The organism is Candidatus Binatia bacterium (assembly GCA_023150935.1).
In the GTDB taxonomy this organism is placed as follows: Bacteria; Desulfobacterota; Binatia; order HRBIN30; family HRBIN30; genus JAKLJW01.
The window spans coordinates 94,788-115,878 of record JAKLJW010000011.1; the positions used below are offsets into that span (position 1 = coordinate 94,788).

Here is a 21,091-nt window from a genome sequence, read left to right on the forward strand (position 1 = left end):
CCGGCGTCTGGGATGAGGATGTAGAACTACGGACGGCTGCGAGGGTCAAGTGGGCCCGGGGCGAGAAACGGTGCGCACGCCGGTCGTGGACCGGGGACGGTCCAGGGCCGGCGTGCGCGCGCGCGACCTGCGCGGGGGGCCTTACGGGTCGCGCGAGACACCCGCCGTGTGCGGGGGTTGGTCTCAGTAGATGATCAGCGGTGACACTGGGGACGGCGGCGGCGTGAAGGGTATCAACGGGCGCGTGTACGCCCCCTCTAAGGGGCAGACTGTCACCGCCATCGGATACGTGAACGCAGGCGGCGGCAGCGTCGTCGGGTCGGGCATGTAGCAGAAGTTCATGAACGCGCCGATGACGGTTACGCCCGGTACGCACAGGGCGGGGAACTCCATGCAAATGTTGATATACCGGTAGGCATACCCGGGCCCGGGACCCGGCCGGGTGACGAAGTCGACCCATGTGGGCGTACCGCTGAAATTGAAGAGCGCGGTGCTTACGCACACGATTTCGTCGCCGGTGCACGGAAGTCCGTCGGTCGGGGGGATAACGTCGCTCTTGATCTTATACCGGAGTTTTTTCGCCGATCCCGAAGCATTCGAGGACAAGATGAATTTGCCCTTCACAAAAGTCCCCCCGTCGTAATACGACGGGACTTGTGTCCAACTGATGGCTTGCGCCGCCGCGGGCAAGACGAGCAGCGCCGCCACCGTTCCCAGCAGAACCCTTCGAAGCGCGGACACCCGACGGTTGCGAAGAATGGCTAACATCGACGTTCTCCTTTCGCCGTGCCTATGTGGGATGATCGCGCCCTACCACTCCCTCGGCTCTATTGTCAAGTAGCATGCGGCATCGCATGCGCGCCGCCCCACAGTTGCGCGCGCGCTCCGCAAGCGGCGTATCGCCGGGCCAGGCTGGGCGACCTTCGTCGTAATCATCGCCAGCACGCTGTGGCCGTGCCCGTGCCCGGTGAGTGCCGGCCCCGCGGCCTCCGACACCCACCGGCCGGCGGGAATCCTAGTAAATGATCAGCAGCGTCGACGGGATCAATGGCAAGGTCAGCAGGGGCCGGTCGTACGCTCCTTCGCAGGTGGAGGTCGTCATCGGGTACGTGAACGCCGGTGGCGGAAGGTTCAAGGGATCGGGGGCGTAACACAAGGTCGTCACCCCGCCGATGACTGTGACACCCGGCGCGCACAGGGCGGGCATCTCCACGCAGAGGTCGACAACCCTCCACATCCACGGTGCGGAGCCGCTGTCGGGACGAGTGATAATGTCGATCCACCTGGGCGTACCGCTGAAGTTGAAGAGCGCCGAAGTCTCGCAGACGACTTCGTCGAGCGTGCATGGAAGCCCGTCCGACAATGGGATGACGTCACTCTTGACCTTATACTTGAGCTTCTTCACGGAGCCTGACGTGTTCGACATCAACTTGAACTTGCCCCACACGTAGGTGCCTCCGTCGTAGTACGAGGCGACCTGGTTCCAGGTGGTGGCACCGGCGACAGTTGGCAAGAAGAGCAGCGCTGCCCCCGTTCCCAGCAAAATCGTCCGAAGCACCTGCATCCGACAGTTGCAAAAAATAGCGGACATCGAAGTTCTCCCTTCGCCGTGCCTATCTGGGATGATCGCGCCGTACCACCTTCGCGAGCGACGTGTCAAGTAATTCGTGAACAGTAATTCGTGAAATGATGTAGCACGCAATATCACGCCCGTGATGCGCTGCTGGGTGCCGCATGTTGCCAGGACCGTGGGCGCGCACGTTCCACCTGCCACCGTGGTCGACGCGCGCTCTCCGCGCCCGTTGAGCGGGCTCGTGCGGTTACGGCGGGTGGGTCATCACGTCAGAAGGGGACCCAGTTGTTCCGCAACGCGTTTGCGGTCGCGGGAGGAGAGCCGGCCGGCAATTCTGGTAACGAGTCGGTTATCGAGCGTGAACAGCTTGAGTCGTACCGTGCTCGCGGTCGGCAGTCCCGCCTCGGCGTGGTCCGCCAGCGGCGTATCGCCGGGACCGGCTCCGATCGCCTTGCGGACCGCCTTCGGCAACGTAATCTGTCCCTTCGGAGATATTCGGCTCCGAATCATTGACGCTTCTTGACTTCTTTACGCCCCGGCAAAACAAGATGTTGGGCTTGAGTCCCGAAGGGATGACGTCGCGCGGAATCCCGACAAAGCCCGCCATGGCGAAGTGGGCGTCGAGGGCGAAGGCACGATGGATCGGCAGCGCCCGCACGAACGGGCTGGTTGTTCGCTTTGGGTTGCGGGCGCCGGCCCTCAATCCACCCCGCCACCGGCACGCGCAAGCAACCCGAGGCCGACGATTTCGTTGAGGCTGTGCAGGGCCACAGCCAGCGGCAAATCACCTTCGCCCTCCAACTCGGCGCGTACGACCGCCCAGCCGATCTCGAACAGCACCGCCGCTGCCGTGTCGGCATCGATCGTGGTTCGCACACTGCCCTCGCGCTGTCCGGCGCGCAGCGCTTCGGCAAGCAGGGCCCGCATGCGCGTGCGCTGGAGCGCCGCGGCGCGGCGCGAGACCTCGCCCTCCACGAGTTCGTCGCCGCCGAACAACGATGCGTGCAGCAGTTCGTCGTTGCCGTAGTGCTCGGCCGTGACCTCGACGAGACGGCGCAGGCGTTGCGGCGCGTCGCCGGCGCCGCGCACCGCCGCGGTCGCCTTCTCTACGAAAGCTTCCAGCGACGCCTCGACCACGGCAAGGTAGATCGCCTGCTTCGATGGGAAGTGGAGGTAGAGACTGCCCTTGCCGGTGCCCGCGTCGAGGGTGATGTCCTCGACCGTGGTGCGCTTGAACCCGAAGCGCCGGAAACGGGCCTCGGCGGCTTTCAGCAACCGCGCCCGCGCATCTAATGATGGGGTCTCTGACTGGACCTCGGCCATGGCCGCAGCATATCCCTGAAATTCTTACAAGTCGACCATTGACCAATCTAGCATTCTGGTCAATTATCGGGTGGGTCGTGGCCGGCCAATCGTCCCGGAAGGTCGGCGGCAACCCGAAGCTGAACCCAACGGAGGTCTCATGGCAGGGAGCACGCGCATTGGAGCCGTCGACGCCTGGGCGTCGATCATGGCCCCCGAGACGGCAGCACGGTGGCCCGACTCGTTCTGGCACATCTTCCGGAAGTACGGCGTCGAGCAGCGTTTCCGCCGCGGGTTCAGCGTCGACGAGGTGCTCCGCGAAATGGACGAAGCCGATGTCGACCTCGCGGTGATTTCGTCGTTCAAGTTCCTCGACACCTGGATTGTCTCCAACGACGAAAACGCACGCTACGTGGCGCAGGCTCCGGATCGCTTCTTCGGCTGCTTCACCGTCGACATTCGCGATCCCATGCCCGCGATGCGCGAGTTTCGCCGCTGCGTCGAGGAACTCGGAATGCGCGCCTTCCGCCTGGAACCCTACCAGTATGGCGACGGGCGCACGACGGCGCCGCCCCCCACCCATCGCATGTACTGGCCCTTTTACGTCGCCTGTTGCGAGTACGACATACCGGTCGCCATCCAGGTCGGTCACACCGGTCCCCTCCTACCCTCCGAGTGCGGCCGCCCGATCTATCTCGACGAGGTCGCGCTCACCTTTCCCGAATTGCGGATTCTCGGCACGCACGTAGGGAATCCGTGGGAGGAGGAGATGATGATCCTCGCCTGGAAGCACCCGAACGTCTACGTAGAAACCTCCGCGCGGCCCGCCCGGCACTGGCCGCAGCGCCTGCGCGAATTCGCCGGCGGCTACGGTCAGGACAAGGTCGTCTGGGCCACCGACTATCCGCTGCTGCCTTTCAAACGCACGGTGGACGACGTGCACGCCTGCGGCTTCTCGCCGGCGGCAACCCGCAAGATCCTGCGCGACAACGCGTTGCGCGTGTTCAAGATCGCGCCACGCAGCGAGGCCTGATATGGACATCTTCCTCAGCCCGGAACAGCGCGCCCTCAAGGCCGAGGTGCGCGAGTACCTCGACGGTGCCTACCCGCCCGAGCGCGTGCTGCAGATCGAGCGCGACCGGGAATTCCCCGAGGAGTTCTGGCACGAGTGCGGCCGGCGTGGCTGGACCGGTCTTCCCGTTCCCATCGAGTACGGTGGCCGTGGCGGCGGCGTGCTCGACCTCTGCGTGTTCGTCGAGGAAGTCGCCAGGACCTGCATTTCGCTCTCGACCCTGTACATCGCGGGCACGATCTTCGGCAGCCACGCCCTGCACATCTGCGGGACGCCGGAGCAGCGCAAGCGACTGCTGCCGCGCATCGCCCGCGGCGAGACCCGTTTCGCGCTGGCGATGTCCGAACCGGCCGCCGGCTCCGACTTTGCCGGTATGCTCGCCACGGCGCAACGTGACGGCGACGCCTGGCGCATCGATGGTCTGAAGGGGCCGATCTCCGGCGCCGAACGCGCGGACGTGCTGATCACCGCGGCCCGCACGTCGAGCGGCGGCGCCTCTCGCCAGCACGGCATCACGCTCTTCCTGGTCGAGCGCGACACGCCGGGCGTTACCTTTCAACGCCGCCACTTTGCCGCGATGAAAGCGCTCTGGGTGGCGAACGTCGCCTTCGACGGCGTTCGCGTCGAGGACAGCACTCGGCTCGGCCCGCTCGACGAGGGCTGGCTCAATCTCGCACGGCTCATGGACATCGAACGTACGGCGGCGTCGGCACAGATGGTCGGTGTGGCGCAGGCCGCCCTCGACGATGCGGTTGCCTATGCACAGCAGCGCCGGCAGTACGGCAAGCCGATCGGCGGCTTCCAGGGCATCGCCCATCCGCTCGCCGACGCTCTCACCGACATCAACGCGTCACGCATGCTGATCTGGTCGGCCGCCCGCAAGCGCGACCTCGAAGGCCCGTGTCCGCTGGAGGCGTCGATGGCCAAGCTGTTCGCCACCAACATGGCGGCGCGGGTGGCCACGGCGGCCATGCAGACCGCGGGTGCGGTCGGCTACGAGGCCGAGTCGCACTTCGTGCGCCGCCTGCTCGAAGCGCGGGGCGGCGAGCTGGGGGGCGGCACCAGCCAGATCCAGCGCAACATCATCGCCCGGCGTCTCGGACTGGGATGAGGCGTCCGTAATCAGCAGAGGAGACGTACCACCATGACCGAAGCGGTGCTGCTCGAAGTCAACGACCGGGTCGCCACGATCACGCTCAACCGACCGGAACGGCTCAACACTCTGGCCATCGACACGATCGATCGGCTCGTCACCCGCCTCGACGAGGCAGCTCGCTCGCCCGCCCGCGTCGTGGTTCTGGCGGGGGCCGGGCGCGTCTTCTGTGCCGGTGCGGATCAGGCAGAGATGGTGTCGCGCGCGGCGACCGACTGGGAGCCGATCGTCCGCCGCTATCTGGACCCCATCCGCGCAATCGTCGCCATGGAGAAGCCGGTCATCGCCGCGTTGCACGGCGACGCCGTTGGCGGCGGCTTCGGACTGGCGATGGCCTGCGACCTGCGCCTTGCCGCCGAGCGCACGCGGATGGGCGCTCCGTTCACGCGTATCGGCCTCGCCGGCTGCGATATGGCGACGGGCTGGTTCCTGCCGCGACTGATCGGCCTCGGCGCCGCCGCCGAACTGATGTTCACCGGACGTCTCGTCACCGCCGCGGAAGCCCGCTCCCTCGGGCTCGTCCATCGTGTGGTGCCGGACGTGGAGTTCCACGACGAGGTAACCCGGTGGGCGCAGCAGCTCGCCGTCGGCCCACCGATCGCGCACCGGTGGACCAAGCGGGCGCTTCACCGGTCGCTGAGTGCGAGCATGGACGAGGAGTTCGAGTTCGAGATCTTTGCCCAAGTGCACTGCATTCTGAGCGAGGACCATGCCGAGGGTGTGCGCGCTTTTCGGGAGAAACGCGCTCCGGAGTTCCGCGGTGTTTGAGCCGGACGAGGCTCAGCGCGCACTGCGCGCCGCAGTGGAGCGTTACGCGACGCGCGAGATCGCGCCCTACGCGCGCCAATGGGACGAAGCCGAACGCTTCCCGCGGGCGGTGTTCGAGGCGCTTGGCGAACTCGGTTGGCTCGGCGTCGGCATCCCCGAGGAACTTGGCGGCGCCGGGGGCAGCGCGATCGAACGGGCGCTTCTGCTCGAGGAACTCGCCCGCGCCTCGGCCGCCGTGGCTCTTGGAGTCTACGTCCATTCCGTGCTTGCGGCGGGCGCGCTCGCGACCCTCGCCGCGCCGTCCCTGACGGGCGAGGAGCTGCCCCCCCTGCTGCGCGGCGAGCGCATCGGTGCGTGGGCGTACGCCGAGCCCGACGCCGGCGCCGATGTGACACGGGCTCGGCTGAGCGCGCGCCGCGACGGTGACCGCTACGTGCTCAACGGCACCAAGCTGTACATCACCAACGGTACGATCGCGGACCGCATCGTCGTCGTGGCCAGAACCGGGGGAGAGCCGGGTCGCCTGAAGGGTCTTTCTCTGTTCCTGGTCGACGGCGATGCCCCGGGTCTGGCCCGCACGCCGATGCGTAAGCTGGGCATGCGGGCCTCGGACATGGGCGAACTGCACTTCACCGACTGCGGGGTACCGAGTGCACGGCTGATCGGAGCCGAACACGAGGGCTTCCGCGCCGCTCTGGCCGTGCTGTCGCAGGGACGCATCTACGGCGCCGCGCTCGCCTGCGGACTCGCCCGGGCAGCGCTCGACGCGGCGCTGGCGCATGTGCAGGTGCGCGAGCAATTCGGTGCGCCGCTCGCCGCACTGCAGGCGGTGCGGTTTTCGATCGCCGATATGACGGCGCAGCTCACCGCCGCGCGAACACTGGTCTACGCCGCTGCGGCGCGGGTCGTTGCACGGCGGAAGTTCGATGTCGAAGCCTCGATCGCCAAGCTGGTCGCGTCAGAGACCGCGACGCGGCTGGTCGAGCGGGCTCTCCACCTGCACGGTGCCCAGGGTTTCATGATCGAGAGCGCCGTGCAGCGATACTATCGCGACAGCAAGGTCTTCGAGTGGGGCGAAGGCGCCAACGAGGTGCAGCGCGAAATGATCTTCAGCGCCGCCGTTGCCGGCCATCGCCCGTGACCGCGCGTCAGGCGGTTCGCGGCGGTTGCCGAGCACGGATACCCTCCGAGGCGGGCCCGGAAGCGACGGTGCGACGGCGCGTTTCCCGCGTGTAACGTGGGAAACGCGTTACGCGCGCACCTGCGGCTCGAGTGCCACCATCGGCAGGTGGCAAGCCAGCGATCGCAGGTCCTCGTCGCTGCCGTCCACCTCGAAGCCGCACATGCGGGCGACGACCCGCACGGCACGGGGGTGGCGGCGGCCATATTCGACCAACACGTCCGCCGCTTGACCGGGATCGAGGCGTCGGGCGCGAGCGGGAAAATCACGTCGTCCGATCCTTACCTCGCAGGCGGGCCTGGCGGCGAGGTTTTGCAGCCAGTCGGCGCGCTGGCCAAAGCCCGCCGCGACAATGACGGTTCCGGTCGCCGGATCGCGGTCGATCACTTCGAGCACTGTTTCACGCGGTCTGCCGGAACGCCGGCCCCGGTGCCGCAGGAGCAGGAATCGGCGGCTGAGAAGAGACCCGAATCCCAGCCGGAAGACCCATATCGGCACGCGGTAGATGCTCCGCACGAGGCCGCGCGGCGGCGCCTGGGGCCGTACCTGCCGCATCAATCCGGGCTCCCGAACAACAGCGGCCGCTTGGCGACCATCACCACGAGCGTGAGCACGATCAACGCCGTCGCGACGGCGCCGGTGGCGGCCCAAATACGGGAAAGCCGCCGGTAGGCGCCGGGCAGACGCGTGGCCGTCGTTGCGGCACCGACGGCCAGGGCGTGCAGCCGATCCTCCAGGACGATCGCGAAGATCAGGATCGCCGACAGCAGAGCGAACAGAAACAGGGCAGTCAGGACGAACGGGTCGTTCCACGCGCGGCCCTGAAGGTGGGCCATCCAGAGGCCGGTCACCGGGAGGATCACCGAGGCGGGGATCAGAAAGACGCGATCGAAGCGAGCGATCCAGGTCAGTGCCGAGACGATTTCGGCCACGTTACGGCTGCGATCGGCGCGCGTCTTGGCGTATCCGTTGGCCAGCGAGACACCGACATACAGCGCCATGGCCAGCAGGTGCACGAGCCGCAGCACAAGGAAAGTTGTCATGGCTGGGCGCCGCAGGGGGCAGCCCGCGCGGTTGCTGCGGGCGCCAGCCCACCCTGAGAGAGGGCTGCGGCGTGCCGCAGTCTCCTCAGGGCGGGGCCGGGCTGGTCAACGCCTCACTCTTCGAGCAACCCGCAGCTGCAATCGTTCGGAACGGAGGGATCCTCCGGCCGGCACACACCGAGAGCGCCGTTAATCTGGCACGACGCGCCGCAGGGGCACACCGGCGGGACGATAAACACACACGTGCAAGCATTCGGATTTGCGGCTGTCGGCTGGCAGACGCCGACAGCGCCGCCCACCTGACACGGAGTGCCGCACGGGCAGTCGGGTTCCGGCGGCGTCACCACGCACGAACACGCGGGACTCGCCGGGTCGATCTGCTTGCACAGTCCCGTTGCGCCGCTCGCCTGATCCGTGCAGGTCGCCCCGCACGGGCAATCCGACACGCACACGCACCCCTGATCGGCGGCGTCGGGCTGGCACGCCTCGCCCGGATTCGGACAGGTTCCGCCGCACTGGTGGAAGCCGATCGGGCCGCACGGCCGTTCGCAGGTTCCGGCCGTCGTGCACATGGCCCCGGGCGCGGCCGCGCAACCATGGCGCCAACACTGCCGCGGTGTCTCCATCGCGCATCCGCCGGCACACTGGCAGCACACCGGCTCGGGGCACTGGCCGTTCACGCAGCGGTCGACCACGGCGCAGCCGGCCCGCTCGCAGCGCCGTGCCGAGGCGCACTGCCGGGCACCGTCCGGGCACTCGCAACACACCGGATCGCACGGGAAGTACGGCAGGCCGGTTGCCCTGCGCCAGTTCTCGCGCAGCGCGTCGCAGGCGCGGCCCGGATGACCGTCCGCACACCGAAGGCCGTTGCAGTAGGCCCTGCACAGGCCGGCCGCCGCACCAGAAAGGCCCGCGCACTCGCCGCCGCCCCCGCCGCCACTGCAACGCGGGTCCTGCGACGACGTGCAGGTGCTGGCGAGCGCCGTGCCGCCAGACGCGGTGCAACTCCGCGCCGTCTTGTTGGTGCAGGCCGTGCCGATGCAGCAGCCGGTAATCTGAGCCGACGCGCTTCGCGCCGTCCCGCTCGTCACCAGCACGAATGCACCGATGAGCAACGCACCACGGACAAAGAAAGCTTTCATCGCAGACCCCCTGTCGGCTGCTTCACATCCACACCACCGATCATCATCCGCTATCGGCGGCGGATTATGCGCCCCGAGGGCGCACACCGTCAACGGGTTTCTACCGCGATCCTGTCGACCTCACTCGAACGGCGAGGCGAGTGCGGGATTGGTCGTGAACGAGAGGTCGGTGAGGGTGAGAAGGAAGGCGAGGAGGTCGGCTTTTTCCTCCGTGGTGAGGCGAACCCCGCCCTGCGCCACGTTCTTCATCAGCGGGTCCACGGTTGCGGAGTACTGCAGCCCTTCGCTGTAGAAGTCGATCACTTCCGCCAGCGTCGCATAGCGATCGTCGTGCATGTAGGGGGCCGTGAGGGCGATATTGCGCAATGTCGGCGTCTTGAACTTGCCGTTGTCGGCCGCGTCGCCGGTTATGTCGGCCAGCCCCTTGCGTGGCGGCTCGGTATCGAGCCCGGTGTTGTGAAACCGGTTATCCGTAAATAGCGTCGTGCCGTGACAGTGAAAGCAGTCGCCGGTCTCGCTGTAGAACAGCATGGCCCCACGCCGCTCGGCGTCGGTCAACGACTCCTCTCCGCGCAGGTAGCGGTCGAGCTTCGAGTCGAACGAAACCAGCGTGCGCTGGAACTGGGCGAGGGCGTAGGCCGCCTTCCGGGTCGTGATCGGACCCGGCCCGAAAGCCCGCGTGAACATATCGAGGTACACCGGATCGGCCGCCACCCGACTCATGTCCGCTTCGAAAAACTCCTCGACCTCGAAGCGCATGACTTCCTCGAGCGTGCCCTGGACTTTCCCGTCCCACAGGAAGGCGTCGGCGAACGCCAGGTTGATGTGCGCCAGGATCCCCGTGGTTCGGTTCGACGTGAACGCCGTTTGCTGCAGGTGGCAGGTTGCACAGGCGCGGTTTCCGATGCCGTCGAGTCGGCTGTCGTAGTACAGCCGGCGCCCGAGGGCCACGCCTTCGACGGTGGTCGGGTTGTCGGCCGGCACGATCATCGGTATGGGCACGTTGGCGGGCAACTCGATGACGTAGGGCTCGGGCACGACCGCCGGGGGACGCTGTTCCGGCGGACCGACGTAGCCGAGCGCAAAGACGTTCCAGCCGTTCTGTTGGGCGGTCCGCTGCGCCGGGGCATTGCCCATCATGCCCGGCATGTAGTCGTTGAAGTCGTAGACGTTCGGGTCCTGCAGCCACTCCGCGATGTCCATCGCGATTTCGACCTCGACTTCGTCGTCGTCCACGTCGATGGCGAGATCGGGCAGTGCCACCGGCACCGAGTAGTCCATGCCCATCAGCATGCCGGTGTGGAGCTTGTAGTTGGCGATTTGCTGCTGGCGGTCGACGAACCGGCCTTCGAGCTTCATATAGTGGTAGCCGCCGCCCATCATGTCCGGCCACTCCATCAGCGATTCGGGCGGTCGCACGAAGGCGTTGCTGACGTTCTTGGCCCTGGGGATACCGAACACGAACGACACGCCCGTGTACGAGCCGGGTGGAATCGGTGTCGACGGCGTGTACTGCAGCGTGGCCGGCTCCGCGAGGTCCACGTAGTGGATGTCGTCGAGCCGCACGGGATCCATGCCCTCGCGCTCGAGCACGAAATCGGAGACGAAGTACTGCAGTCGCATCACCCCGTAACGATTGCCGGCGGCATTGGTGTATGGCGTGTCGGGCCCGATAACCACCGGTCCGGTGAGTCCGACCACGTGCGCAAACGAGAAGCTCACCACGCCACCGACGGGCACCAGGGTCGGCGTAGGAGTGGGCGAAGAAACGGGAGGCGAGGTCTCTGTCGCCGAGGGCAGCGGCGAGGCGGTCGCCGTCGGGGCGGGTGGGCGGGTTGGGGTCGGGTCCGTTTTGCTGCCGTTACCGTCGCCCCCGCAACCAGCCGCCGTGGCGATCGCCAGCGTCAGTGCCATCGTCAGGCCGGGCCATCTTGCGGCGCGCCGCCACGCCGTAGTTCTCTCCATCGCATCACCTCCTCGGGGCGGAATCGATCGCGATCCGCCTCGTCGTTAGTGGCGGCAACCGTACCAGTCGGACGAGATTAGCGGGACGAGGCAAATTGTCGCATCTTCCGCCGGCGCGTGGGGCCGTCCGGGTGCCTCTTGCCAATGCCTGGCGAGGCGTGGCGTAGTGCGCGCATGATGACATCCAGGCGGCCCCGTCACTGGTCGGTTATCGGTCCCGCGCCCGTTGCCGAGCTCACCGGCATGTGCCGAATGCTCGAGGCCGCCGGCATCCACGGTGTGTTCGCCCCGCAGGTGCTCGGACCGCCGTGGATTCCGCTGGCAGCGGCGGCGGCCGCCACCGAGCGCATCCTTCTCGCCAGTGGCATCGCCATCGCGGCCGCCCGCAGCCCGTTCGAAACCGCGATGGCCGCGATCGATATGGATCGGCTCAGCGGCGGCCGCTTCGTCCTCGGCCTGGGTACGAGTGTGCTGGCGTGGACCCGTGGCATCTTCGGCTCCACCGTCGAAAAGCAGGTTTCCCACCTGCGCGAGACGGTAGACGCCATACGTCACATCGTCGCCGGCGCCCACTGCGGTCTGGCGCCCTTCGAGGGCGAGTTCTACCGTGCCGATTTCCGCGAGTTGCAGCCGACGGCGCCGCCCGTGCGGGACCGAATTCCGATCTGGATCGCTGCGCTGCGCTCCCGGATGGTGCAGCTTGCCGCCGAGGTCGGCGACGGCCTGATGGGCCATCCGATGTGGTCCGTGCCGTGGACGATCGAGCACATGCGGCCGGCATTCGAGACGGCGCTGGCGAAGGCCGGACGTCGCCGCGCCGACGTCGAAGTGAACCTCTGGTACTGGGCGGCCCCGGGGTCCGACATTCGCCAGGCGCTCGACGACTCGCGGCCGACGATGGCCTTTTACGGCGGTGTCGCGCAGTACGAGCCGTTTTTTGCCGCGCACGGCTTTGCCGAGGTGGCGCGCAAGCTGCAGGTCGCCGTGCAGCAGGGGGACTATCGGAAGGCCGCGCAACTGGTTCCCGACGAGATGGTCCGTACGTTCGTCGCGATCGGCGGCCCGGAGGAGATCCGTGCTCATTTCGCGCCGATTGCCGAGTTTGCCGACTCCCTCTGCATCGTGCCGCCGGTTTACACGCTACCCCCGGAAAAGGTGATGGCGTACGGCGCCGCTGTCGCCGCGGCGATGTACGGTTCGTGATCGACACGGTCTGCGGCTGCACCCAGGATGGAGGCGATGCGATGCGAAACCCACCGCAACTGGAGCTCCTCTGCGAATACTACGCCACGCTTGCCGAACCGCTGGTGGTCGGTAACGGCCCCTACGGGATGCGGCAGATCTTCCACGTTACCGGCGGGGAGGTGACCGGTCCGAGGCTGCGCGGTCGGGTGCTCCCGAGCGGTGCGGATTGGATTCTGCTGGGTGCCGACGGGGTTGGCCGGCTGGACGTTCGTGCCGCCATGGAGACGCACGACGGCGCCGTGCTTTACGTGCACTACGTCGGGGTATTGCACCTCAACGAGGCGACCATGGCGGCGATGGCGGCGGGCCGAATGACGGAGTTCGGCGAGACGATCTTCTACGTGAATCCGCGTGTCGAAACCGGCGATCCGCGCTACGCCTGGCTCAATGGGGCCTTCCTTCTCAACCAGGGCAGGGTCGGACCCGGTCGCGTGGAGTACCGGATGTTCGAGGTGAAGTGACTTCCGGGGGCCGTCGATGGCGAGGAAAGTCAAGCAAGAGAAGCGCAAGGGAACCCCCTCGATCGAGGAGACGGCGCGGCGCATTTTCGCCGAGCGGGCCGCGTTCTATACCACCAGCGTGGCGCACACGGATCCGCAGGTTCTCGCCCGCGTCGTTGCGCTGGCAGAGCCGGCGCCGGATTGGTCAGTGCTCGACGTTGCCACCGGCTCGGGGCACACGGCTTTCGCTCTGGCCCCCCACGTCCGCGACGCAGTGGGCACGGACCTCACCCCGGCCATGCTTGCCGAAGCGACGCGGCTCCGCGCGGCGTCGGGCCGTTCGAACGTCCGCTTCGTGGTTGCCGACGTGCACGCGCTGCCGTTTCCCGCCGCCACCTTCGCGCTGGTCACCTGCCGACGGGCGGCGCACCATTTCTCCGACATCGCACGCGCCATCGGAGAGATGCACCGCGTGCTGCGGCCGGGGGGTCGTCTGGTCATCGACGATCGCAGTGTTCCGTCCGACGATTTCGTCGACGCCTGTATGAATCGGCTCGATGTGTACCACGACGAGTCGCACGTCCGCGAGTATCGCGCCGACGAGTGGGTACAGATGCTCGAAAGCGCCGGTTTCGTCGTCGAGGTCTCGGAGCCGTATCGTAAACACCGCCCGCTCACGGCCCTCACGAACGGGGTCTCGGCGGCCAATGTTGCGGGCATTCATGCTCTGCTCGACGCGCTCACCGCGGAGGAGCGCGTTGCCCTGAACCTGTGCGACGTGGACGGCGAGCCCTACCTCGACCATTACTTCGTCCTGGTGGCCGCGCGCCGCAGTGTCTGAAGCGGCGTTCCGGCGACCGGGGAAGGTCCGGCTGGCCGGAGATCGGCTTGCAGGCACGACCCTGGCCCAGTTAGGCTGCGCCCGCGGCCCGCGCGGGCGGTGGGTTGCGGATAGGACACGAAGAGATGACGCAATGGCAGATCGACGTGGGCGACGCGGACTTCGAGACGGCAGTCGTCGAGCGTTCGAGCGCGGTTCCGATCGTCGTCGATTTCTGGGCGGAGTGGTGTGCGCCGTGCCGGCAGTTGGCTCCCATGCTCGAACGGCTGGCGGATGAGCATCGCGGGGCCTTCGTGCTCGCGAAGTGCAACATCGATCAGAACCCGGCGGTTGCGTCGGCGCTGGGCATTCAGAGCATCCCGACCGTTCTCGGATTTCGCGATCGTCAGGTCGTTGCCGAATTCGTCGGCGCGCAACCGGAAAGTGTCATCCGGCAGTTTCTGGAGCAGGTGCTGCCCGGCGAGGCCGATCGGGCGGCCGCGGCCGCGGCCGAGGCGTTGGCGGCGGGCCGGAACGCGGAGGCCGAAATGCAGTTCCGGCACGCCCTTGAGTTGGATGCGCGTTGCGATCGGGCGCGCGTCGGACTGGCCGCCCTCCTCCGCGATCGTGGCGAGTACGTCGAGGCATTGGACGTGCTGGAGCGCGTCACCCTCGGATGGTTGCGCCACGAGGCCGACCGTCTGGCGGCAGAAATCCGGGTGCGGCAATCGGGCGGCGGAGCCGATCTCGCGGCGTTGCGCGCGCGGGTCGCGGTGGCGCCGGCCGATTTCGAGGCGCGTTTCTCCCTGGCGCAGGCGCTGGGGAGCGGCAGGCAGTACGAAGCGGCCTTGCGGGAATACCTCGAGATCGTGCGCCGCGACCGCGCCTGGCATGACGGCGCGGCACGTAAGGCCATGATCGACATCTTCGATCTTCTCGGAGGTGACGACCCGCTGACCGGCAGGTACCGGTCGGAACTGGCGAAGATCCTGTTTAGTTGAACCGCGGCATCGCCGGGTCAAGGGGGTGCTGCGTGGCGGCGAAGACCGTACGCGCCCGCCGTCCGCCGCGAGGTCGGTGTGGAAAAACGACTGTGGACCGCCTATCGTTCGGCCACCGATGGACCAAGTGACAGCGAATACTGCGCCCCTGGCGGCTACCGGCGCCGCAACCCTGCGCGACGTCGTCAAACTCCTGCGGCCGACGCAATGGGCGAAGAATGCCGTCCTGTTTGCGGCGCTGATATTTTCGAAGCATCTGTTCGTCCCGTGGGACGTTCTGGTGACGGTGCTGGGATTTTTCGCTTTCTGCGGCGTTTCCAGCGGCGCGTACGTCATGAACGACCTGCGCGATTGCGAGCGCGACCGGCAACACCCCTTGAAGTGCTTGCGGCCGCTGCCGGCCGGCCGCGTGAGTCAGCGTGCGGCGGTCTTTCTCGCCCTGGCGCTCGCTGCCGGCGGACTTCTCGGCGCGGCGCTACTGGATCCCGCCTTCGCCGGTTTGACGCTGCTCTATGTGATCCTGCAAGTGGCCTACACGTTCTGGCTGAAGGAAGCCGTCATCCTCGACGTGATGGCGATCGCCAGCGGCTTCGTCATCCGTGCGGTCGCCGGGGGGGTGCTGATCCACGTGCCGGTGTCTCCGTGGCTGATCATCTGCACGTTCCTGCTGGCGCTGTTCCTCGGCTTTTCGAAGCGGCGCCACGAGCTCATCCTGCTTGACGACCGCGCCATCGAACACCGCACCAGCCTGCGCGAGTACAGTCCGTACTTTCTCGATCAGATGATCGCCGTGGTCACGGCGTCGACGGTGGTGGCCTACGCGATATACACCGTCTCGCCGGAAGTGCGCGAGAAGCTCGGCACGGAGAAACTCTACCTCACCATCCCTTTCGTCTTGTTCGGCATATTCCGCTACCTCTACCTGGTGCACCAAAAGGAGGAAGGCGGGAATCCGACGCAGTTGCTGTTGAGCGATCGGCCGCTGCAGGTGGACGTGGTGCTGTGGATCGTGACGGCGGCCGTGTTGCTGTACGCCCAGGTATGAGCGACCTCGCTCGCATATCGCGCGGGCGGCGCGTCGAGAAACCGTGGGGCCACGAGCTTATCTGGGCCGAAGGGACGCGATACGCCGGCAAGTTGCTGCACATCAAGCGCGGTTGTCAGCTCAGTTTCCAATACCACCGCTGCAAGGAGGAAACCATCTACCTGCTCAGCGGCGCACTGGCGCTGGAGGTGGCAACGGGGGACGAGGAAAGGCAGCAGATACAGCTCGCGCCGGGCGACAGTTATCACATACCGCCGGGCCTGCGGCACCGAATGACCGCAGTGGAAGACTGCGTCGTATTAGAAGTATCCACGCCCGAGCTAGACGACGTCGTGCGCCTCGAAGACCGCTACGGTCGGGCCGGCGGATGAACGACGGCGCCGGCGAGACTAGTTGAGCTGATACGTCAATCGGGCCGAGATTTGGCCCCGATCGCCGAAGAAACCCGGCCCCTGAAATGCCCCGCCGATCTGGACGACGTCGAGACCGAGCAGGAGCCAGTCCCGCCAGCGATAGGTCACTGTAGGAACGACGGCGTAGGTGCCGCTGACGTACTGAATGTAGGTCAGGCGCGGCGTCAGGCGACCGTGCAGGTAATCCGTCTGCAGGCTGAATTGGCCGAAGGCCTGCACGGTTGGCAAGTCGACGTAATCGCCGGGCGAGGTTCCGCTCCGGCCGGGTTTGAGCTGGCCATTGTAACGAAAGTCCTGTCCCGTGCTCGACTCGGAGATGTTCCACGACCCGACGACGGCACTGATGAGCGTAAAGCTGTTGGACGGATTGAGCGGGCGGATGAAGAAGAAGCGGTCGAAGCCGACCTCCCAGCGGAAGAAGTCGGCGCGCGGCACGGTGCCGGGTTTGGTGAACGGCTGCAGCGAGGCCGGGTCGTTCTCGGGGATGGAGAGGTTCTTCTCGGGGACGAACGCCGCCTCGTTCAGAAACCCGACGGCGTTCAGACGCACAATGCCGTCGGCGGGTTCGAAGAAGAACGTCGCTCCCAGGCCGACGACGTCGGCGAGCTTGTGCACCGTTTGTACCGTGAAGACGTTTCCCTGGGTGGTGGCGGCAAGGCCAAGGGCTTGCGGCACCGGGACGTTCGGGAAGGTCGTGTAGTACCAGGCGCTGACCGTGTAATCGCGGGCGACGACGCTTTGTAGGCGCACGCCCCAGCGGCTGTTCTCGATGTTCTTGGAAGGCTGCCGGTCGAGCAGGACGAACTGCCCGTTGACGATGGAAGGAATAAACGACTGCGGGTCCTGGCCCGGTGGCGAGTACGGACTGGCGCCCAGAATGGGCGTTATTCCCGTATTCGTGTCGAGATCGCCGGGTACCCAGTAAGCCTCGACGAACCCGCTGGAAAGCGGCCCCAGGGTGCTGAACAGGTTGACGCTCGTCCGCAACGTCCAGAGCGGGATGCGCGCTTCGTCGAGGCCCTGAAAGATGCCTGGCACGGCCAGTGTCAGGTCGAAGGGGTTGTTCTGGTCGAGCAGCGCAATCGTGTCCGACTCGCCCCAGGAGATCGCCTGGCGGCCGATGCGGACGAACACCGGTCCCTTGCTGTAGCTCAGGTAGAGCTCGTTGATGCGTTGTCGGTTCGAATAAACGCTGCGTGCGTTCTTGACCTCGAGGCCGGGGTAGACATCGTAAATCGACTCGAAGCGCTTACCGGGGGCCGGCATGCAGATTTGATTGCGGCCGGCGCGGACGGGGCACCGGAAGCTGGATCCTTCTATGAACCACGCGCGCCGCGGCCTCGCGGTGAAGTCGTCGAAGGTCTTGTTGGTCTGGCTGGCGGCGGTGGCGAATTCGGCGGCACCGTAGTCGTAGACGCCGTCATAGAAACCCCACGCCGCCAGCCGACCGGAGAATTCGTCGGGGACGATCCAGGCGAGGAAGGTGCCGCGGAGACCGGTTAAGTATGGCGTCAGTTTGGCGTCGAGCTCGGGGTTGTAGAAATTGCGATTCTGAACCAGTTGGCCCGCCTTGGTGACCGGTTGAGTGTCGCCTTCCGAGTCGAGAGTACGCACGCCGAATTGGCTGTACACCCGGGCGCGAAGGACCCAATTCTGCGCGTCGTCCAGATAGAGGGCCCCGGCGGCCGGAGCCAGCGCAAGGAGAGCGACGATGACGACCAGTACGACGCCGATCCGGCGCGCTGGAATGATCGTTGTGCGCTGTCGCAAGTCGTTCACGCCCTGCCTTCCGTTTCGCCGGGTTAACGCGGTTGCCGGGCAGCGGGTAGTGCGAGCTGCCGGGGCGTCTTGTGTCGCGGGCGCACGCCGCTGTCAAGCCACGGTGTCCGCCGCGCAACTGCCGCCGCAAGCCGTCACAACGGAATAAGTCCTTAACTTGCTTTATTACACAAATCCTGTATAGGATCGTATCGTGTCGGTCGGGGACGCCGGTGACGGCAGCGCCCCTCGGGGCGCAGAAGGAGGATGAAGATGACCAGGAGCAAGACAATAGTGGCCATCGTGGGAGCGATGTTGCTGGCGGCCGTTGCCACGGCGCCGGTATCCGTCGCGATGGCGGAGGAAAGACTCGTCGACATCAACAGCGCTTCGGTCGGGCAATTGGCCGAACTGAAGGGCATCGGACCCGCCAAGGCCGAGGCCATTGTGGCCTTTCGCGACAAGAGCGGGCCGTTCAAGTCGGTAGACGATCTGCAGCAGGTAAGCGGGATCGGAGAGAAGTTGCTCGCCACGCTGCGCCCGCAGATTACGGTCGGGCCTGCTGCGGCCGCGCTGGCGCCCGGGGCTCCGGCGGCGGCTGGAAAGAAGTAACCCCGTTCAACCCATCAGGCGGACCCGGCCGGCACAGACCCGCGTCCGCACGGTTATTGCGCTCCGCACCGGAATTGCGAGTCCTGCTAGCTGGCGTGGCGCAGGTCTTCGCGCCCCGGCTCTTCGGCGGTCCCGGCGCTCGGGTGGTTTCCGTTCGTCCATTCGATGCGGCGGTAGTCGAATCCGGTAGTGGCCGCGAGGTGGAGCTTGAGGACGTCGAAATACGGGGACAGGTCGAAGTCGCGCGGGGTAATGAGTGCCGGATCCTCGGGTTCGTAGACGGCGCGGCGGCCGTTGCCGTTGCGCCGCAGCACCCGGTCCACCCACCCGATGCCGACGGGGCTATCCGCAAGCGTCACCCGGGGTAGAACCGGATATCCGACTCTGGCGAAGGCGCGAGCCAGCATGGTCGAACATACCAGCGTTTGGTCGGGTTTGAAGTTAAGCGCGGTACGTCGAAAGCGCCCCGGGATCAGGCTGACGGGGAAGAAATACAGTGCCAAAGCGACGACGTGACGAATGCTGTAAGGACGGCCGAGCTGAGCGACCAGCTCGCTCAGAATGCGATCCAGATCGTCTCGCCGCAGGTTTCGGGGGCGGCACACTCTGAGGTTGTGTTTCTCGTACTTGGACAGTGGGACGCAGATGACGCCCTTGCCGTCGAGCGCTTCGATAAGCAGGTGCCGGGCGTCATTGCCGAGGTCTGCGGCCAGCGCCGTTGCCAGATCCGGGCACAAGCGGCGCAGCTCGTCGCCGATGTACAGGGCGCAGTGCGACCAGGAGCTTTGGGTCAGGTAGCGAATGACCTGGCTGACGCGTTGATCGCCTTCGACGAGGAGCACGTCGCCGACGCGCAGGCTCGCCTTCATGCCTTTCATGTCGTTGGGTATGCGTTGCTCGTACGAGCGCAGCGGCTGGGTCAGCAGGCGCGTCATGGTTGCGACCGCTCGCCGCCTGATCCGACCATGGATCTTCTTCAGGCGCCGCATGCAACGACGCTACCTCAGGTCGCAACTTTCAAGCAATAAAAAAACGTTAGGGCGCTTAACGCAGGGCGCTGGCGGTGCCGACTATCGTCTTTACGCCGTCACCCTTCTCGCACCAGATGTCGACGTGGGCGCGCGACCGCGCCCCCTCGGCGACGGTGTCGCGTTCCTGGGCCCAGACATGGAGCCGGTCCTCGGGCCACACGACATTCACCAGGCTCACGGCGAGCTTGCCGCCGTGGAACCAGCCGTCACCGAACTCCCGGGTCATCAGCTCGGAAAGGAAGCAGACGGACATCATGCCCTGCACCACCACGTCGGGGAAACCCATCGCGCGGGCCATCTCGCGGTCGGTGTGATAGTTCCGGTGGGGACCCGAAAACGCCTGACACATCTCGAGCGTGATGGTCTTTTCCACGGGTCCCAGCCGGGCGCCATGGCCGGCGCCGATGTCGAAAGTGCGATCCGCCCGCTTCTCGCGCTCCTTGTCGACGATGACATCGCCGGCACCAGTTTCGCGCAGGAAGCTCTGGTGCGTGCGGCTGCGTTGCAGCCAGCGCCCGTCGGGCGCGGTTATGAGCACTTCGTTGACCAAGTAGTCGCGGTTGCGCCTTACGTAGCGTTCCACCACCGTCGAGTGCGTGCGGACGGTGTCGCCGATGCGGAAGGGATGGAAAATTTCCCACTCCTGTTTCGCGTGCAGGTTGCCGATGAGGTTCGGCAGGTACCAGCTCAAATCGCGGTACACTTCCGAGTGAAACAGCAGCGCCGGAGCCACGGGAGCGCCCGCTCCTCCGGCATCCGCGTAGACCGGGTTGCGGTCCTCGGTGCCGGCTTCGTACAAGCGCACCATGTCTGCCGTGATCGTGCATTCCCGGCCGCCGACATCGCGCCCGACGTAAACCCCATATGGATCGTGGAATGCGGTTGTCATTTGTCGTCCACCCGGGGCGCGGAGGATAGGTCGGCTTTCCCCTGCGGTCAATGAGTATGGCCTTGCCGGTGCCTGCGTGGGCGGGGGCGATGATCAAGGTTGTGGGGGCCGTGCTGCCGGTTGTCGCCGCGCCCGGCGTGCTGGGGCACGTGACCTCGTTGCTACTCAACGCGGCGGTACCGTCGCCGAGCGGCGTCTGGGAGCGCCAGCGCGTCGGCCGGCATGCGTTCGGCACTGCTCGCCCGTGGCGTTACATTTTACGCCTCTTCAGGAAGTCGTGTGGGTAGATCTGGGGGACTTGTGGTGAGTTTGCGCGTGGAAGACGGGGTGGGGGCGGCGCGGGCCGGTAACGAGCCAGGCGACGCGGTGGGGCGGGGTGTCTGCGAACACCGCGCCCGCTGGCGCGTGCGGGCGACCTCAGATCTTCGGCAACATGCAGGTCAGAACCTTCAGTCGCAGATACTCCTCGTCGCGCAGCCCGTACGCCCGGCGCTGGATGACGCGGATCTTGTTGTTCAACCCCTCGACGAATCCCAGGGAGACCTTGTTCTCGGGACAGCAGTAGGCCGCTACCCCATCCCAGTGTCGTTCGATCATCGCGGCGAACTTCTCGTAGGGCTCCAGCCGCTGCCACTTCAG

General features: G+C 66.4%; 24 protein-coding genes. 12 read left to right on the forward strand and 12 right to left on the reverse strand.

Annotated features, from left to right (window positions below; all coding sequences use genetic code 11):
- Positions 1-183: 183 nt before the first annotated feature.
- The 4 genes from L6Q96_09075 to L6Q96_09090 form a co-directional block, all read right to left on the reverse strand.
- Entirely contained in the window at positions 184-768 is a 585-nt protein-coding gene (locus L6Q96_09075; protein MCK6554715.1) for a hypothetical protein, read from the reverse strand.
- 247 nt (positions 769-1,015) lie between these two features.
- Entirely contained in the window at positions 1,016-1,591 is a 576-nt protein-coding gene (locus tag L6Q96_09080) for a hypothetical protein (protein MCK6554716.1), read from the reverse strand.
- A gap of 246 nt (positions 1,592-1,837) precedes the next feature.
- Entirely contained in the window at positions 1,838-2,083 is a 246-nt protein-coding gene (locus L6Q96_09085; GenBank protein MCK6554717.1) for an AbrB/MazE/SpoVT family DNA-binding domain-containing protein, read from the reverse strand.
- A gap of 189 nt (positions 2,084-2,272) precedes the next feature.
- Positions 2,273-2,896, reverse strand: coding sequence for a TetR/AcrR family transcriptional regulator (locus tag L6Q96_09090; GenBank protein MCK6554718.1), 624 nt, complete (start codon positions 2,894-2,896; stop codon positions 2,273-2,275).
- A 139-nt stretch (positions 2,897-3,035) separates the two neighbouring features.
- Between L6Q96_09090 and L6Q96_09095 the strand changes: the two genes are divergently transcribed.
- From L6Q96_09095 to L6Q96_09110, 4 genes are read left to right on the forward strand one after another with little or no spacing between them, the layout of a single operon-like run.
- Entirely contained in the window at positions 3,036-3,908 is an 873-nt protein-coding gene (locus L6Q96_09095) for an amidohydrolase family protein (GenBank protein MCK6554719.1), read from the forward strand.
- 1 nt (position 3,909) lies between these two features.
- Entirely contained in the window at positions 3,910-5,058 is a 1,149-nt protein-coding gene (locus L6Q96_09100; GenBank protein ID MCK6554720.1) for an acyl-CoA/acyl-ACP dehydrogenase, read from the forward strand.
- 33 nt (positions 5,059-5,091) lie between these two features.
- Positions 5,092-5,868, forward strand: a complete 777-nt coding sequence (locus L6Q96_09105) for an enoyl-CoA hydratase-related protein (protein ID MCK6554721.1) — start codon at positions 5,092-5,094, stop codon at positions 5,866-5,868.
- Positions 5,861-7,009: an acyl-CoA dehydrogenase family protein gene (locus L6Q96_09110; protein MCK6554722.1), complete on the forward strand. Its 1,149-nt coding sequence runs from the start codon at positions 5,861-5,863 to the stop codon at positions 7,007-7,009. The genes L6Q96_09105 and L6Q96_09110 overlap by 8 nt, the downstream gene beginning before the upstream one ends.
- 108 nt (positions 7,010-7,117) lie before the next feature.
- Here L6Q96_09110 and L6Q96_09115 read toward each other — a convergent pair whose 3' ends face one another.
- From L6Q96_09115 to L6Q96_09130, 4 genes are all read right to left on the reverse strand, one after another.
- The gene (locus L6Q96_09115; GenBank protein MCK6554723.1) at positions 7,118-7,603 is read right to left on the reverse strand and encodes a nitroreductase family deazaflavin-dependent oxidoreductase; all 486 of its coding nucleotides are present in this window, start codon (positions 7,601-7,603) and stop codon (positions 7,118-7,120) included.
- A complete protein-coding gene (locus L6Q96_09120; GenBank protein ID MCK6554724.1) occupies positions 7,603-8,091 on the reverse strand; it encodes a DUF2269 domain-containing protein in 489 nt (162 codons plus the stop codon). Before L6Q96_09120 ends, L6Q96_09115 begins: the two co-directional genes overlap by 1 nt.
- Before the next feature lie 113 nt (positions 8,092-8,204).
- Positions 8,205-9,233 (reverse strand): hypothetical protein, encoded by a 1,029-nt coding sequence (locus L6Q96_09125; protein MCK6554725.1) that lies wholly within the window; start codon positions 9,231-9,233, stop codon positions 8,205-8,207.
- A gap of 120 nt (positions 9,234-9,353) precedes the next feature.
- Complete coding sequence (locus L6Q96_09130; protein MCK6554726.1) at positions 9,354-11,198, reverse strand: hypothetical protein; 1,845 nt, start codon at positions 11,196-11,198, stop codon at positions 9,354-9,356.
- Positions 11,199-11,372: 174 nt separating this feature from the next.
- On the opposite strand from L6Q96_09130, the gene L6Q96_09135 reads away from it, so the two are divergent.
- The 6 genes from L6Q96_09135 (at position 11,373) to L6Q96_09160 (ending at position 16,120) form a co-directional block, all read left to right on the forward strand.
- Positions 11,373-12,401, forward strand: coding sequence for an LLM class flavin-dependent oxidoreductase (locus L6Q96_09135; protein ID MCK6554727.1), 1,029 nt, complete (start codon positions 11,373-11,375; stop codon positions 12,399-12,401).
- A gap of 41 nt (positions 12,402-12,442) precedes the next feature.
- The gene (locus tag L6Q96_09140; GenBank protein MCK6554728.1) at positions 12,443-12,904 is read left to right on the forward strand and encodes a DUF3237 domain-containing protein; all 462 of its coding nucleotides are present in this window, start codon (positions 12,443-12,445) and stop codon (positions 12,902-12,904) included.
- 16 nt (positions 12,905-12,920) lie between these two features.
- Complete coding sequence (locus L6Q96_09145; GenBank protein MCK6554729.1) at positions 12,921-13,724, forward strand: methyltransferase domain-containing protein; 804 nt, start codon at positions 12,921-12,923, stop codon at positions 13,722-13,724.
- 125 nt (positions 13,725-13,849) lie between these two features.
- Positions 13,850-14,704: a thioredoxin gene (trxA, locus tag L6Q96_09150; protein MCK6554730.1), complete on the forward strand. Its 855-nt coding sequence runs from the start codon at positions 13,850-13,852 to the stop codon at positions 14,702-14,704.
- Between the two features lie 127 nt (positions 14,705-14,831).
- Positions 14,832-15,749, forward strand: coding sequence for a decaprenyl-phosphate phosphoribosyltransferase (locus L6Q96_09155; protein MCK6554731.1), 918 nt, complete (start codon positions 14,832-14,834; stop codon positions 15,747-15,749).
- Positions 15,746-16,120, forward strand: a complete 375-nt coding sequence (locus tag L6Q96_09160) for a cupin domain-containing protein (GenBank protein MCK6554732.1) — start codon at positions 15,746-15,748, stop codon at positions 16,118-16,120. The genes L6Q96_09155 and L6Q96_09160 overlap by 4 nt, the downstream gene beginning before the upstream one ends.
- Before the next feature lie 18 nt (positions 16,121-16,138).
- Here the strand turns inward: L6Q96_09160 and L6Q96_09165 are convergent, their stop codons facing one another.
- Positions 16,139-17,941, reverse strand: a complete 1,803-nt coding sequence (locus L6Q96_09165) for a DUF1302 domain-containing protein (GenBank protein ID MCK6554733.1) — start codon at positions 17,939-17,941, stop codon at positions 16,139-16,141.
- A gap of 252 nt (positions 17,942-18,193) precedes the next feature.
- Here L6Q96_09165 and L6Q96_09170 point away from each other — a divergent pair, with 252 nt between their 5' ends.
- A complete protein-coding gene (locus L6Q96_09170; protein ID MCK6554734.1) occupies positions 18,194-18,532 on the forward strand; it encodes a helix-hairpin-helix domain-containing protein in 339 nt (112 codons plus the stop codon).
- 86 nt (positions 18,533-18,618) lie between these two features.
- Here the strand turns inward: L6Q96_09170 and L6Q96_09175 are convergent, their stop codons facing one another.
- Entirely contained in the window at positions 18,619-19,467 is an 849-nt protein-coding gene (locus tag L6Q96_09175) for a lipo-like protein (GenBank protein ID MCK6554735.1), read from the reverse strand.
- A gap of 109 nt (positions 19,468-19,576) precedes the next feature.
- On the reverse strand, positions 19,577-20,452 hold the full coding sequence (locus L6Q96_09180; protein MCK6554736.1) for a MaoC family dehydratase N-terminal domain-containing protein: 876 nt from the start codon (positions 20,450-20,452) through the stop codon (positions 19,577-19,579).
- A gap of 62 nt (positions 20,453-20,514) precedes the next feature.
- On the opposite strand from L6Q96_09180, the gene L6Q96_09185 reads away from it, so the two are divergent.
- Positions 20,515-20,739, forward strand: coding sequence for a hypothetical protein (locus tag L6Q96_09185; GenBank protein ID MCK6554737.1), 225 nt, complete (start codon positions 20,515-20,517; stop codon positions 20,737-20,739).
- 130 nt (positions 20,740-20,869) lie between these two features.
- Here the strand turns inward: L6Q96_09185 and L6Q96_09190 are convergent.
- Positions 20,870-21,091: transposase (locus tag L6Q96_09190; protein MCK6554738.1), on the reverse strand; the 222-nt coding region annotated here is incomplete at its 5' end.

Coding starts and splice junctions, on each gene's coding strand:
- L6Q96_09105 (MCK6554721.1), top strand. CDS start 5,092: ATGACCGAAGCGGTGCTGCTCGAAGTCAACGACCGGGTCGCCACGATC.
- L6Q96_09160 (MCK6554732.1), top strand. CDS start 15,746: ATGAGCGACCTCGCTCGCATATCGCGCGGGCGGCGCGTCGAGAAACCG.
- L6Q96_09095 (MCK6554719.1), top strand. CDS start 3,036: ATGGCAGGGAGCACGCGCATTGGAGCCGTCGACGCCTGGGCGTCGATC.
- L6Q96_09175 (MCK6554735.1), bottom strand. CDS start 19,467: ATGACGCGCCTGCTGACCCAGCCGCTGCGCTCGTACGAGCAACGCATA.
- L6Q96_09085 (MCK6554717.1), bottom strand. CDS start 2,083: ATGATTCGGAGCCGAATATCTCCGAAGGGACAGATTACGTTGCCGAAG.
- L6Q96_09115 (MCK6554723.1), bottom strand. CDS start 7,603: ATGCGGCAGGTACGGCCCCAGGCGCCGCCGCGCGGCCTCGTGCGGAGC.
- L6Q96_09090 (MCK6554718.1), bottom strand. CDS start 2,896: ATGGCCGAGGTCCAGTCAGAGACCCCATCATTAGATGCGCGGGCGCGG.
- L6Q96_09080 (MCK6554716.1), bottom strand. CDS start 1,591: ATGTCCGCTATTTTTTGCAACTGTCGGATGCAGGTGCTTCGGACGATT.
- L6Q96_09075 (MCK6554715.1), bottom strand. CDS start 768: ATGTTAGCCATTCTTCGCAACCGTCGGGTGTCCGCGCTTCGAAGGGTT.
- L6Q96_09140 (MCK6554728.1), top strand. CDS start 12,443: ATGCGAAACCCACCGCAACTGGAGCTCCTCTGCGAATACTACGCCACG.
- L6Q96_09125 (MCK6554725.1), bottom strand. CDS start 9,233: ATGAAAGCTTTCTTTGTCCGTGGTGCGTTGCTCATCGGTGCATTCGTG.
- L6Q96_09120 (MCK6554724.1), bottom strand. CDS start 8,091: ATGACAACTTTCCTTGTGCTGCGGCTCGTGCACCTGCTGGCCATGGCG.
- L6Q96_09135 (MCK6554727.1), top strand. CDS start 11,373: ATGATGACATCCAGGCGGCCCCGTCACTGGTCGGTTATCGGTCCCGCG.
- L6Q96_09130 (MCK6554726.1), bottom strand. CDS start 11,198: ATGGAGAGAACTACGGCGTGGCGGCGCGCCGCAAGATGGCCCGGCCTG.
- L6Q96_09145 (MCK6554729.1), top strand. CDS start 12,921: ATGGCGAGGAAAGTCAAGCAAGAGAAGCGCAAGGGAACCCCCTCGATC.
- L6Q96_09100 (MCK6554720.1), top strand. CDS start 3,910: ATGGACATCTTCCTCAGCCCGGAACAGCGCGCCCTCAAGGCCGAGGTG.
- trxA (MCK6554730.1), top strand. CDS start 13,850: ATGACGCAATGGCAGATCGACGTGGGCGACGCGGACTTCGAGACGGCA.
- L6Q96_09180 (MCK6554736.1), bottom strand. CDS start 20,452: ATGACAACCGCATTCCACGATCCATATGGGGTTTACGTCGGGCGCGAT.
- L6Q96_09170 (MCK6554734.1), top strand. CDS start 18,194: ATGACCAGGAGCAAGACAATAGTGGCCATCGTGGGAGCGATGTTGCTG.